We start from the raw sequence: 13,843 nt of genomic DNA on the forward strand, positions 1-13,843 counted from the left end.
AATTTGGTCAAACCTTTATACAATCTGCAATGTGGGCTGCATGTCACCCCCTCAGGTCTAGAACATGAGTTTCTAACTCAGTACAAGCTGGAGAAGTTGCCCATAACATTCCTTGAACTCCAAGTCCTGCACTGACTAATTCTCCTAAAATTGATGGTGCAGAAATACCTGTAGGAAAGAAAGCAAAAAAGTTTGGAGACTGCCAATTAGTCAATCCTGGTACGATGATTTCATCTAAATCTTGTAAAATGTCTGCAAAAGACTCTCCTTTTACCGGGAATGTTTCTGGTAGTTTGGCTCTAATGTCTCCAGGTTCAACTGGAGATAAAACAGGCAGTTGCTCTACTGTTTCTAAATAATTAGCTATCCAATCAATAGTTTTATATCCCCAATGACGAAATTCATCTGAGGACATATGATATTCTTGATTATTTTCCATATTGTTCTACCGTTTAAAACTTATTATTTGACACCACATATTTTATACTTTATCTGAACGGCTAATTACGAGTCGGTCTATTTATACAATTACATTCCTTAATATGCCTAAACCTTGCACCTTCAGCTCTACGACATCTCCTCGCTGCAACCATCGGTTTAACTCTAATCCACAACCATTACCCACTGTACCAGAACCAATAAATTCACCTGGGTATAATGTTTCATCTTGGGAAATGTAAGCAATTATTTCCTCAAAAGAAAAATGCATTTCACTACTGTTGCCTCTTGACCACTCTTCGGCGTTAATACTGGCACTCATCGCTAGATTATATGGATTTGTAACTTCATCTGGAGTGACTAGATAGGGGCCAATAGCGTTACCTGTATCAAAATCCTTTGCCTTAGCTGGCCCTAAGCGTCCTCCCATTTCCTGTATTTGGATGTCACGGGCGCTGAAATCGTTGTAAATCGTGTAGCCACCTATATATTTATGTGCTTCTTCAACAGTGATATTACGCCCTGTTTTACCGATAAAGATCCCGATCTCTAATTCGTAGTCAAGTTTTTTTGTATAGGTAGGCCAGTATACTTTTGCATCTGTCCCGACAACACTGAAGGGATTACCTTTATAATAAACTGGGGACTTGTACCAAACATCAGGCACACTGAATAAAGGTTTCCCTCGCCATTTTTCTACCCAAGCATCTACATTGGCAAGGAATGGCGATCGCCACCTAACCACAGTCCGAGTTGCTTGAATGAGGTGCTTTTCAAACACCATACAATCACGAATAGAACGCGGTCGCGGTACGGGAGAGAGTAATATCACATCACTCAATGGGTGAGTAGTTCCTGCTGGGCGTTGAGTAGAAACAAAATCTCGGATTTTTGCAGATGCTTCGCGGGCTACTTCTCCGCCATCCAAAAAAGCCTGCATATCAACTAAAAAAGGCGCAATGTCCTCAGACATTACCTGTCTGCCTGCTTGCAAACTTACCACAGTCTGGTCATTATCAACGAGCAAACCCAACAGGGGAATTGCCTGCGGGTCAGAAGTCAGAATAAACGTCAGTAGTTTCATGGGGTGGTTAATTTTCGATAATGCCTACTACCCGCGATGGCCCGGCAGAGGCATCTTTAATTTTCAAGGGAAAGGCTGCAACCTTGAACCCATAAGACGGCAATTGATTTAAATTAGCTAGGCGTTCCAATTGACAGTATTCTTTATCGATCCCCACAAAATGAGCTGCCCAGAAAATATCATCTCTGCCACTTTCTTTCGCCTCTTTTGCTTGGACTCTTAATGGTACGTCCCAGCCCCAGGAGTCAATACCCATAACTTTGATACCTTTATCAATTAGCCAATGAGTTGCTTGGGCACTAACACCACATCCGTGAGTAAAATATTCTGGCGTTCCCAGTCGTCTATCGTTCCCAGTTTGGATTAATACAATATCAAATGGTTTGAGCTGGTAATTAATCTTTTCTAAGGCTAACTCAACATCCTGCACTGTAATGGCAGAACCATCTGACTTGTGTCGCATATCTAAAACAACACCATCACTGTAACACCACTCCAATGGAATCTGATCGATTGTCTTGGCCTGCTTACCCTCAGAAGTTGGTGCATAATGCCACGGTGCATCCATGTGAGTTGTGCCGTGAGTCGATAGCTTGATCGTTTCATTAGCCCAACCTAATTTGCCACGAAGATATTTTGGCGTAATTCCAAATAGTAGCCAAATAGCAAACCGTCCAAACTTATGTCCCTGATAAGTGACAACATTGCGTGCCCACCAGGGGGCCCAATCCTTGTCATTTTGCAGCGTATCACTCAAATCAATTATCTGCAATTGGCGATCGCTAGATGAATTAGCGCCTTTGAAATTAAGTAGTTCTGTCATTTTTATCTCAGAGGAAGAACGATAATATTTTCCAAGTATTTTACTGAGAATCAGGTAAATTATCTCAGAGGATGTTTGAAAAGTCGGTGATGCAGCATCCGTTCTCACGGATGGTCAAATACCGTGGTACACGACAACAATGCTTATTTGAGATTGGTGTCGTCTAATCACAGAATTCAAACAAGAAGTTGCGCTCATTTTTCTATTGATGGATGATAAGCAGTATCAGCAAAAAATCACCCTTGGATATGACACCTGCTACAAATTCTTCAAACGAATCCCCAAAGCTGCAACGCAATACGCTGCAATTGCGCCATGCGGTCGTTATGGCAGTCGCTGCGATGTCTCCGGTGGGTGCCATCTTTTTTAATACTATTCCACAAGCGGGACTCGTCGGTGCAGCGATGCCGTTGTGTTACATCATTGGTTTTGGGGTGGCTCTGCTGGTTGCCGATCAAATCAGCATACTTGCAGCCGAGTTTCCCACGAGTGGCTCGTTGTATACCTTTGTGACTCAAGGATTAGGAGTGCGCTGGGGCTTTCTCGCTGGCTGGTTGAGTTTAATTTCCTTTGGTGTAGCTATTGCCTTTGTCTTTCTAGTAATGAGTGCGAATTTTCAAGAACTCTTGCTGCACTGGTTCGGCGTACACCTAAACTGGACATTATGGTATTGCTTGTTCGCTTTGATCGTGGGGGCAGTGTGTTATCGCGGCATTCGCTTCTCGCTGCAATTGGATCTGACGCTATTGATGTTTGAACTCGGCGTTTGTCTGTTGCTCGCGCTCATAGTGTTCATACAAGCTGGCAAAACCGGACAACTGACGCTCTTACCCTTCACGCTGACGCTCTTACCACAGCAGAGTAACCTGGTTGCCGGTGTCATTTTGTCCATCCTCAGTTTCGTCGGGTTTGAATCCGCAACCACGTTGGGTGAAGAAGTTAAAAACCCCCGACAGTCAATTCCGAAAGCGACGGCGATCACCCTAGTTTTAGTCGGTGTGTTCTATGTGCTGATGTCATATGTGGCAACGGTGGGATATGGCATTCATAACATGGCAGCCTTTGCCCAAGATGCTGCCCCCTTCGATACGATTGCGCGTCACGTTTGGGGGAATGGGTTTGCCTTATTGATTGATTTTGCCGGAATTATGGCTGGATATGCCTGTGCCGTTGCCTTTCTCAACGCTGCTGCTCGGATTGTCTATGCCATAAGTCGAGAAGAACTATTTCCCCGTTGGTTGATGCACATTCATCCCACCTATCGCACACCGACAAATGCCATTCTCGGGTTGTGTGGCAGTTCTGCGTTTGTGGGGCTGGGGTTGGGAATACTGTGGACACCGATTCAGGCATTTGGCTTTCTAGGTACAGTCTTAACGCTCGCTGCCCTAGCGATCTACGGATTGACTAGTTTGGCGTGTTTTCGATATTTCTCGACAAAACGCCGCGCTCGGTTGGAGCAAAACTCTACTATTCGCTTTGCTTGGTTGCGTTATGTTCTGCTACCTTGGCTCTCGATAATTACGATTAGTGGTGTTCTAGTTGGCACTCTTTATCCCCCTCCGCCAGCACCGCTTCACTTAGCACCAGTTGTCGTCTTAATTTGGCTATTGCTGGGCATCGGAGTGTTAAGGTTTCTGCAAATTCACAAACCCGAAGCTATTCGTCAGGCAGGTAGACTATTTGTCGTTGATGAAACTGAAACCCTCAGTTAGAAGAAAGCGATCGCTCTTGAGTGATGGTGTAGGACTATCGGTGAGAGGTTAAGATAATTTTACCGAAAAATGATTGAGCAGTGGTATACTATGTGCTAAATCTGACTTTTCCCGGTATCTCCTTGATGGAGCGATCGCTTACTATAGCCCTAGCCTAAAGCCCTATTCTCTCGTGATTAATTATCATTAAAATAAAGTTGTTGAGAATAAGATATCATGTGAAACCCTTGCTATTTCGTTGTTTCACGACTTAACGGGAAAAGTCAGGTTAGAACAAGTCTGCTATAGATAGCTACAGATATCTGTATATAGCTGTAACAGCCGCTCTCTTCCGATTTGCGAATGTCCTAAGCTGCCTGACCACTGCTATAAATATATTGATTGCCGATGATGCCGAATGAATATGGAAACATATTCCTCAAACCAGAAGGAGTGTTGTTTTTCGGAGAAGCAAAACCAACAGCTATCGCTGCATTGAGTGGATCAATTAATAGAATTAGCGAAGCGATGATGATCCAAACACTTCCTACTTTCGCTGCAACAGGTTCTTTTCCATTTCAACTCACTCAGCAGCAGCAAAAAGCTTTAGATGCAATGTGGACATTTATACAGCCAACCGTGATGACTGCTTTATTTCTGCTGGTTGGCTATGCCGGAACTGGCAAGTCAACTATTGTTTTCCAACTAGTTAAAGTTCTTGTCGCTGCGGGTAAGCGAGTTGTACTGAGTGCACCCACTAATAAAGCTGTAGGTGTGCTGCAACGCATGGCGGCAGAAAATGGCGTAACAGGGGTAGAATTCTTCACCATTCACCAGTTGTTAGGACTGGGTATGGTAACTAGAGGTAAAGAGAAAGTACTTGACCAAACAGGGCCTTCTTACATCAATCTATTTGATGTTGTCTTTATTGATGAATGTTCCATGATTGGCAAACAACTCTGGCGCTGGATTGAGGATGTTGCTAACCAATCATCCACCTGGACAAAAATCAAAATTATTCTCATGGGCGACCCAGCACAGTTAAATCCAGTTAATGAAGGAAAATCCCCTAGTTTTCAAGTGCCAGATAAAGCAGTATTGACTCAAGTTGTGCGTCAAGGAACTGGTAGTCCTTTGCTAGAGTTTGTCACTGCTTCTCGTTATGCAGTTACCAAGAGCAAGTTTCCTTTTGAGCCTTATGCCAAATATTTACCTGATAAAAGTAATGGGGCGCTGATGGTTAAACGTCAAACTTTGCTGCATTATGCCTGCAAAAAGATGAAGAGAGAATTTGCTCAAAACCCAGATTGTTTCCGAATTTTGTCATGGACTAATACTCAAGTTGACTTTTACAATCAGCAGATTCGCACTCATTTATATGGTGAAAATATCAATCGGTTTATTCCAGGAGAGAGATTAATCACCAGAGATCCTGTGATGGCTCCTGATGGTAAAACTACGATTCTTTCTACATCTACAGAATTTACTGTTTTAGATGTCTTTGGAGATCGTTACAACAACTATGATACTTGGAGGTTGAAGGTAGAGACAGATGAGGGGATTGTGCGTCAGTTCTATGTTTTGCAGGAAGATGAGCAAAAACAATTTGACCAAGAAACCAAACGTTTACTCAAAAGTGCCAAGCGTAATCCCTTTCTGTGGAAGCAGTACTACAAACATTCAGAGCAGTTTGCCAACATCAGAAACTGCTTTGCATTAACTGTTCACAATAGCCAAGGTAGCACTTTCTTAGAAGCGGGTATTGATGGTCAAGATTTGAGTAAGCGACTTTATCCAGAACGAGGAGATGACAGTAAGGCAGTACTGGCAAAGATTAGAGAGTTTAATCGTTTGTACTATGTTTCTAGCTCACGGGCTAGACAACGGATATTAGTTATCCGGTAATAATTGTGTATAGCAATCTCGACACAAAATTCCGATTAATCATTCGTGAACACTGAGAACCCCGATTTATTAGATAAGTTGGGGTTCTGTGCCTTGTGATTTTCACAGATTAAATATGATTGCTATATTAGGAAATCAAAATAGATAATATCCGATTAAAAATTTGACAGTTTTAATAACTACTTACTAATTATAGATATTCTGTATTCTTTTTGAACAATATTCCGATAAAACTACGATAAAAACGGCTTTTAATTCTTAGTACTTTTTCAAAATAAATCGTATTTATATAGATTTCGTAAGCACTGAAATGAGTTGAATGAATAAAATTATAGCCCAATTTAGTGGCGAACAGGTAAAGCTGACGCTTTACTGTACTGAGGTGAGAAAACATTATTATTCCTAGTAAATGTGGTATAATCAGTGATTACAAATTCAAGCGAAACCTTTCTAAAAGACGCTGTTGTTGAAAGATATAACATCTCTAAGTTGAATAAAACTCGCATACGTTTCAAGATTCAGTTAAAGAAGACAACCAAAAGTAATGCTCCAAAATGGACAGATGTTCTTAAATATTCTCAAGATGAACAAGAATCTGACTTAGTGAAGGTTACAACCTCAGAAGTTGGTTTAAAGGGCATCAAAGTTTTCAAAGCTTTAGACGAAGCAGCAAACCAATTAAGGCAAGAAATTGCTTCAGTCCAAGAATGGATGAATTATGACAATGGTGATTGGATTTGTTCTATAGACTTAGCGCCCTTGGTCTGGAATCAACTAATCGGAATTCGAGATAATATTGCACCTGTTTTACGCACTCAACTGAAAGAAGAGTATGAAAAGGGGTACACAGACTATCAAGAACGTATTGACAAATTTCTCTCACTCAATGCTTGGCAGTTATCTGTAGAACAACAACAAGAAGTTAAGCAGAACTTAGCCAAAGCTTTTCCCTGTTTAGAGGAACTAGAGGACTATTTACAAGTAGTAATTGGTCGTCCTGTCATTATTCCCGCCATCAGTGAACAATTGTCAGAGAAACAAGCTGAATGCTTAGGGCAAATAACTCGGTTTATCGAACAGTATGACAGAAATTTAGAACAAACACTGAGGGAATCAGCGATCGCTCTCGGTGAACAACTAGCAGCCCAGTTGCTCGAAGATTTGAGCAATTGGGAACCAGGACGCAAGCCAGTCAACTTCAAGAAGAAGATGGAACGCCATTTCAAAAAAGTCCAAATGCTTTTGGCTAACGCCAGTTTTGAAGCAGGTAGCAGCCTTGGACAAATGATGGCTCATCTAGAAAATGTTCTCGAAAACGCTTCTGTGGATGCCAAAAAGCTGGATTCACAAGGGCGTTCTCAGTTACAAGAAAAAATGGATGAAATTTGCTCCAAGCTTCTGGATGAACAACGCCATCTTCAACGATTAGCAAGTGATGAGGGCATGGGCTTAACCAGAGCTACAGCGATGTCTCTCAAACTTCGCTAGAAAAAACAATCAAGAACGTGTCTGTATCGTCCTTGATCGAAAACTAGGTGTGGGTTGTAGAGGAAGACAATACGCCCACACTTCCCAAGCTTGCTACGGAACTAAGAGGGGAAGGAACTTTTTGCTTCCTTGTCTATCACCACTGTTCGCATTAATTTACCAGTCCACAGTATTTAGAGGTAGGAAATGTCACATTTTTCAACTGTCACCACAAAACTAACTAACCGTGAATGTTTAGTACAAGCTTTACAAGATTTGCAGCTTACTGTCCAAGTTTATGAAAAACCACAATCCCTGAGAGGTTATTACGACGACTCCCAAGGACAAAGTGCTGAGATTGTTGTCCCTGGTCGTAGTTTAAGTGTCCGCGCAGATATCGGGTTTAGGTGGGATCAAGAGGCAGGGGTGTATCAACTCATCCATGATGCCTATGAAACTGTACCCCGACTAGGAGAAAACTTCTTTTCTCACACCCTAATACAAGCCTATGGCAAGAAGATGGTTCGCGCTAAAGCAGCCCAGTTACAAGAACATCTAGGAGAATGCACCATCACAGAAGAAACCAACGGTCAGGTACATACTCTGCGCCTTGCATTTTCAGCACACCAGCAAATTCAACAAGTTCGGAGATAATTTATGGAACGGGCAATCTTGATACATTTTGACACTGCTACAGGTGAAGTGAAAATAGAAGCCGAGGGATTTGAGGGTTTGTCGTGCCTAGAAGCAACCCAACCCTTTGAGGAAGCTCTGGGTATAGTGCAAGGCGATCGCACTTACAAACCAGAATCTCAGCCACAGCTTCGTAGCACGATTACTCATCAACAAAAACTGTACCAGTAAATGATCAGGACTTACGCACTGGTAAGGGAAAATCAAACCGCAGAGGACGCAGAGGACACGGAGAAATAAGAGTTTCAGAGAGTTTTTGCGTAAGTCCTAATGATGACAAGGGAGATAGGAAGAGACTTCTTTAATAATTCCTGCTTGTCTTCGTGTCCTCCCCATCCTGCCTGTTCCTCACCTAAACAAGGGTGCAATTCCACCATTAAACATTCAATGGGGGACGAGGGAAATTCCCCCGCACAATTTTTCTATGAGCGAACTACCTGAAGATTATCCGATGCTGCATATTTACCCCTCAAAAGGAGCGCGGGAACCAGTAATTATCAAAGGAAATGCGGAGGGACTTTGCGCTTTAGTCAATGCCCTAATTTGCGCCATTGCTCATCCAAATTCTTCTGGAGTTGCTGAAGTGTTTAACGGCGATGCCGAAGTTTACGAAGTAGTCGTGCATCTTGTTACCACTCACGAAAAACTTTCTCCCGTACCCGATCAAAATTCACAACAATGAAACTATCAAACCTGATTACCACCATTGACTCTCAAATACCCATCGTGGCAATAGATGTTCTGTCCCCCGAAGAAGCCACTATCATTCAGTGGTTAACTACTGAAGTGATGGACAAACTTAACAGTCCTGTGTACTTCTGGAATTTGGGAGTTTCCGGCTTGGAGCAATGTCTAATTGCTGACGACGGTGGACTGGTGTTCAAATCAGTCGAGACGTATAAAAAGCCTCATAACGTAGACCCTTTAATATATGTGTTCGAGTACATCAACAATTTCGGCGGTAATGGGGTTTTCATCCTGGGAGATGTTCACCCTTTTGTCGGTAAAAACTCCCTGCAATTGAGTTGGGAAGTCCTCACCAGAGTAAAAAATTTGTACCATCGCCTCAAACCGACTGAAAAGCGAATTGTGTTTTTAGGTCAAAACATTCAATTGCACGAATCCCTGCTGAGACTAATTCCTTGCTGTGAAGTTCCTTTACCCAGCATTGAGCAAATTCAAGACCACTTAGAATCATATTTGCTATATTTGCAAGAATCTGCCAGTGAGCAAGAGGTAACTTTTACCGTATCTCTCACCACTGAAGATAAAGAAACCTTGGCAAGAGCAGCATTAGGCTTGACGCTGGAGGAAATTAGCGACTTTCTGCGGCTCACTGTTAAGGAGCGATTAACTTCTAAAGGTATAGTAATTGATACTACGGTCATCCCTTTGGTTGTCGAATACAAAACCCGCCTACTGTCTCAGATGGGTATTGAATTAGGTAAACTGGCGACCATACCCTTTGGTGGTTTGGATTTATTGCGGGATTGGTTGCAACGCCGCAGCCGATTATTTTCTCAAGAAGCGCGATCGCTAAATCTACCCCAACCTAAAGGGGTGCTACTGGCAGGGCCACCAGGAACAGGTAAATCGATAGTAGCAAAGAACATTGCAACCATACTCAATCTTCCACTGTTGCAATTAGACATTGCCTCGATGCTTGGTAGCCTGGTGGGAGAATCTGAGGGCAATGTCCGCCGCGCACTCAAGACTGCTGAAGCGATCGCACCCTGTATCTTGTGGATTGATGAGGTTGAGAAAGCACTTTCAGCTAATGGTGATACCTCTGGAGTCTCACAAAGGATTCTGGGGAATATCCTCACTTTCATGTCTGAATGTACGGCGGGGGTGTTTGTGGTGGCAACCTGTAATGACCCAACAGCGCTGCCTATTGAGTTCAAGAGGAAAGGGCGGTTTGACGAGAATTTCTTCGTTGACCTGCCTACTGAGTTGGAACGTTGCCAGATTCTCAAAATTCATTTAGAACGGTTTGGTATAGAAGTTCCACAGGAATATTTAGAGGCGATCGCTGCTGCTACTGACAAGTTTAGTGGTGCTGAGTTGGAAACCCTGGCATCAGAAGCAGCACTACTGGCTTTTGATGAGGGAAGACCTCAGCAAATCACACTGGCTGATTTAGAAAATTGTCAGCAAAACATCACCCCTTTAGCGATTCAAGATGCTGCTGCTGTTGAGCGGATGCAGTCTTGGTCAAAGATTGCGCGACCAGCTTCCAGTCCTGTGCAGGTGTCTAAGAAAGGTCTTCGTACTTCTAGGTTCCGTACTAATTAGGTATTCCCAAATTAGTAATGATTTGAAGCTTTTGTCAAATGAACATCTATTGTTGAGATATTCATTTGACATGGCAAGACGTTACTCTAAATTATGTCAAAAATATGGAAGTTTACTTAATATTTGTAAATGCGGCTCAGAACAGTAACAAATTCTGGAGTGCAAAAGTTGAGCAAAGCAATCTAACTGTTGAGTGGGGTAGGGTAGGCTACAAATCTCAGCAAAAAATTCACTCTTTCGGTAATTATCAACAAGCAGTTTCTAAATTTCACAATCTCGTAGCTGAGAAGAAAATGAAAGGCTATCGAGAAAGCCAACCTCAAATTGATAGTACTTCTGATTCTCTAGAAATCAAAAGAGCTATCCAATTTCTGGAGATTTTGCGTCCTTATGTAACACAAAGACAATTTACCAACAGAAATTATCTAGAGACATTAAACCAATATTTGAAAATCGTTCCTACACCTTTAGGAATGAAAATAGACCCATCTCGAATATACCGCGATGTTGCAGATCTTGAACATCAACTATCACTGCTGAACTCTTTGTTGGAAACTGATTTGCTGGGTGATAACACTACAGAAGAATCTGCTAATAACAGCAAAGTTATTAGTTTGAAAAGTATTGGGAAGAACTTTTGGAGGCATTTGTAGAACTTAATAATTCAGGAGCAAAGCCAGAGGCTCCGAAGGCTCCAGTTTGAATAAAGGCTTACCTGAGAGTCGTTAAATGGGATATATCAGTAAAATTCTGTATGTCTCACAGAGTAAACGCATCTGATTCAAAGCTTCACAGCCTTTATTTTCTGCTATCGCAGTCACCTTTCTAACAATGACGCAACCAGAAATAAATTATCATGACTCAAACAGCATCGAAACAAAGGGTAAAGCCTGCCAATCAGACAAAACAAACAAGTGTAGCTACTCCTAAAGGCGAAAATGAAGTATCAGCAAATATCCCAGACATATCTACAGGTAAAAAGAAAAAACCTACATCTCCAGATCCTGATACTTCAACTGAGCCTATCTCAAATAAGCGTACTAATAAACGTTCTGCCAAATCAGAGTTAAACTCTCAACCACTTATAGAATCAGGAATGGAGGTAATCTGCTCACAAACTAAATTTCACGATGCACTCTCTTTAGTTAGTTGTGCTACCCCAGCTAAACCTACCCATCCTATTCTTGCTAATGCTCTAATCATTGCAGATATCGAAACACAACAGATACATTTAACTGTTACTGATTTAGCATTAACAATTCAGGCAAGTTTTGAAGCCCAGGTTTTGCTCAAGGGTGAAATTACTGTGCCAGTGGAAATGCTATTTGAGATAGTTAAGCATTGCCCTAATGGTAATATTACCCTCAGTAGTCAGACTCAGATTATACAGCTTATTGATGAGGATAAGCAAACAAAAATCTGCTCTCTCAGTTTATCTGATGCTGATGGAAAATATGAAATTAGAGGCATTAGTGCTGAAGAATTTCCACCTAGTTCTACAATTGATGCTACTCCCATTCCTCTGCCAACAACAGTTTTCAAAGATGGTTTGAAAGGTGTGATTTATGCTGTTAGTACTGATGAAAATAAATATATCTTGACCGGAGTTCATATCCAAATTACACAGGAGAAGTTAAAGTTTATTGGTACTGATGGGCATCGAGTCGCAACTACTGAACTTTCAACTCAAGGAATTGGTAGAAAACCCCGCAAACAAGTAGAATCTGAAGAGATACAATTTACTATTCCCGGTCGAGTCCTCAAAGAACTAGCGCGTAACTTGGATGATTCTGTCGAATTCATTAATTTGTTGTATGATGCCGAAAGTAATCGCTTGGGTTTTGCTTGGCAAGATATTATCCTCAGATGTCAATGTTTGGAAGGAACTTACCCTGACTGCGAACAGCTATTGGCAAGATTTAGCTTTGACCGAGAAGTAATCCTAGAAAAAGCATTCTTAGTCAAAGCACTAGAACGGTTAGCTGTGTTAACAGATAAAAAAGAGAAAGGTATTTACTTACAGTTTGATGGAAGTTTGCAGCAGCTACGACTATCAATTGAACGGGAGTTTGGCAAAGGTGATCAGGTTATTGCTGCTCATCTACCATCAGAAATGTCATTGAATATTCAGTTTAACCTCAAGTATTTGGTAGAAGCAGCCAAGGCAATTCCCAGTTCTGCTATCAAAATGCACTTGCAACAATCAGATCATCCTGCCATGTTGGTTCCTTATGGAGATAGACCAAATCCAGAACTGCAAATGGAAATGCGTCAATTCTTACTGCCACTTTACACTCTAAATGCTTAATAAATGTTAATTGGAATCTTGAAGTTTTGTAGGGTGTTTTGGATACGAGTGGTGTTTATTTTAGACGGGGATTTGAGGAACTCTGGACAAAACTGGACAACATGAACGAAAATCCTCGATTTTGACAAATAGAAATTGTGCATTTTGGCGGTAAATATCCGACTATTTGCCGCCAAAATACCAAAGTTATCCAGTTTTATCAAGAAAAAATGAAGCAAAGCAGGGTGCAAGAAGGAAAGATAGAAAAGTATGTTTTAGAATCTAATTGTTACCCAACCCAATATGGTAAACACTTTACAATCAGAGTATTACTCAATAGTTCCACCATGCCAGCAAAAGACATATACCATAATGAAGTCAAGAACGCATTGATAAAAGACGGTTGGACTATCACAGATGATCCTTACTTTATCAAATATGAGGATGCTGAACTCTACGCCGACCTAGCAGCAGAAAAACCAATCGCCGCAGAACGCCAGGGACAGAAAATTGTTGTAGAAATCAAGAGCTTTGTGGGCAAATCGCTGATGTATGATTTTCATAATGCGCTGGGACAATACATAGTCTATCGGAAACTCATTCAACTTACGGAGCCAGAATATAAACTTTATTTAGCTGTTGATGATGTTGTCTATGAGAACTTTTTTCAACGTAAATCTGTACAAGCAGTCATCAGTGAAAATAACCTGCTGTTAATAGTTGTAAATACAGAAAAGGAGGAAATTAGGCAATGGATAAGCTAGAACAATACCGCAATGTTATCAAGAAGATATTGACTGAGTATTACGAAACTACTAATACTCAAGTTATAAAAAATGCGGGAGTTGAAGTAAGCGATCGCTTGGCTTTTGATGAAACAAGAGATCAATATCTTTGGTTTCGATTTGGCTGGGATGACAAAAAGCAGATACAGTATATTATTATCTATCTCTGCATTAAAAATGGCAAAGTTTGGGTGGAAGAAGATGCAACTAATTTATGCGTTGTTGATGATTTACTATCAGCCGGAATACCCCAAGCCGATATTGTTTTGGGTTTTCATCATCCCAGTAAACGAGGTTTAACAGAATTCGCTACTGCTTAAGGAGGCAGATAAAAAAGATAAATTTAGCGTTTTATGAGCCAAGGATATGAAT

14 protein-coding genes are annotated in these 13,843 nt (G+C 41.4%); 11 read left to right on the top strand and 3 right to left on the bottom strand.

Features of this window, described 5'->3' with window-relative positions:
- Nucleotides 1–43: 43 nt before the first annotated feature.
- The 3 genes from ACYTXL_RS11825 to ACYTXL_RS11835 all read right to left on the bottom strand — a co-directional run bounded on the left by ACYTXL_RS11825 (nucleotide 44) and on the right by ACYTXL_RS11835 (nucleotide 2,345).
- A complete protein-coding gene (locus tag ACYTXL_RS11825) occupies nucleotides 44–439 on the bottom strand; it encodes a pyridoxal-dependent decarboxylase (RefSeq protein WP_461924912.1) in 396 nt (131 codons plus the stop codon).
- 81 nt (nucleotides 440–520) lie between these two features.
- Nucleotides 521–1,522 carry a fumarylacetoacetate hydrolase family protein gene (locus ACYTXL_RS11830; protein ID WP_292791279.1) on the bottom strand — a complete coding sequence of 334 codons (1,002 nt, stop codon included), beginning with the start codon at nucleotides 1,520–1,522 and terminating at the stop codon, nucleotides 521–523.
- A gap of 7 nt (nucleotides 1,523–1,529) precedes the next feature.
- Nucleotides 1,530–2,345, bottom strand: coding sequence for a cyclase family protein (locus ACYTXL_RS11835; RefSeq protein WP_292791277.1), 816 nt, complete (start codon nucleotides 2,343–2,345; stop codon nucleotides 1,530–1,532).
- Nucleotides 2,346–2,593: 248 nt separating this feature from the next.
- Here ACYTXL_RS11835 and ACYTXL_RS11840 point away from each other — a divergent pair, with 248 nt between their 5' ends.
- From ACYTXL_RS11840 to ACYTXL_RS11890, 11 genes are all read left to right on the top strand, one after another.
- Nucleotides 2,594–4,060: an APC family permease gene (locus ACYTXL_RS11840; RefSeq protein WP_461924913.1), complete on the top strand. Its 1,467-nt coding sequence runs from the start codon at nucleotides 2,594–2,596 to the stop codon at nucleotides 4,058–4,060.
- A gap of 387 nt (nucleotides 4,061–4,447) precedes the next feature.
- Nucleotides 4,448–5,944, top strand: a complete 1,497-nt coding sequence (locus tag ACYTXL_RS11845; RefSeq protein ID WP_461924914.1) for an ATP-dependent DNA helicase — start codon at nucleotides 4,448–4,450, stop codon at nucleotides 5,942–5,944.
- Nucleotides 5,945–6,367: 423 nt separating this feature from the next.
- The gene (locus ACYTXL_RS11850) at nucleotides 6,368–7,432 is read left to right on the top strand and encodes a hypothetical protein (RefSeq protein ID WP_461924915.1); all 1,065 of its coding nucleotides are present in this window, start codon (nucleotides 6,368–6,370) and stop codon (nucleotides 7,430–7,432) included.
- A gap of 186 nt (nucleotides 7,433–7,618) precedes the next feature.
- Nucleotides 7,619–8,065, top strand: coding sequence for a DUF1257 domain-containing protein (locus tag ACYTXL_RS11855; protein ID WP_461924916.1), 447 nt, complete (start codon nucleotides 7,619–7,621; stop codon nucleotides 8,063–8,065).
- 3 nt (nucleotides 8,066–8,068) lie between these two features.
- Nucleotides 8,069–8,275: a DUF2997 domain-containing protein gene (locus ACYTXL_RS11860; RefSeq protein WP_461924917.1), complete on the top strand. Its 207-nt coding sequence runs from the start codon at nucleotides 8,069–8,071 to the stop codon at nucleotides 8,273–8,275.
- Nucleotides 8,276–8,528: 253 nt separating this feature from the next.
- On the top strand, nucleotides 8,529–8,786 hold the full coding sequence (locus tag ACYTXL_RS11865; protein ID WP_461924918.1) for a hypothetical protein: 258 nt from the start codon (nucleotides 8,529–8,531) through the stop codon (nucleotides 8,784–8,786).
- Nucleotides 8,783–10,399: an AAA family ATPase gene (locus ACYTXL_RS11870; protein WP_461924919.1), complete on the top strand. Its 1,617-nt coding sequence runs from the start codon at nucleotides 8,783–8,785 to the stop codon at nucleotides 10,397–10,399. Before ACYTXL_RS11865 ends, ACYTXL_RS11870 begins: the two co-directional genes overlap by 4 nt.
- A 104-nt stretch (nucleotides 10,400–10,503) precedes the next feature.
- Nucleotides 10,504–11,052 carry a WGR domain-containing protein gene (locus ACYTXL_RS11875; protein WP_461924920.1) on the top strand — a complete coding sequence of 183 codons (549 nt, stop codon included), beginning with the start codon at nucleotides 10,504–10,506 and terminating at the stop codon, nucleotides 11,050–11,052.
- Nucleotides 11,053–11,255: 203 nt separating this feature from the next.
- On the top strand, nucleotides 11,256–12,707 hold the full coding sequence (gene dnaN / locus ACYTXL_RS11880; RefSeq protein WP_461924921.1) for a DNA polymerase III subunit beta: 1,452 nt from the start codon (nucleotides 11,256–11,258) through the stop codon (nucleotides 12,705–12,707).
- Nucleotides 12,708–13,033: 326 nt separating this feature from the next.
- A complete protein-coding gene (locus ACYTXL_RS11885; protein ID WP_461925030.1) occupies nucleotides 13,034–13,450 on the top strand; it encodes a XisH family protein in 417 nt (138 codons plus the stop codon).
- Complete coding sequence (locus ACYTXL_RS11890; RefSeq protein WP_461924922.1) at nucleotides 13,438–13,791, top strand: XisI protein; 354 nt, start codon at nucleotides 13,438–13,440, stop codon at nucleotides 13,789–13,791. The genes ACYTXL_RS11885 and ACYTXL_RS11890 overlap by 13 nt, the downstream gene beginning before the upstream one ends.
- Nucleotides 13,792–13,843: the final 52 nt, after the last annotated feature.

Source organism: Nostoc sp. (assembly GCF_054880495.1).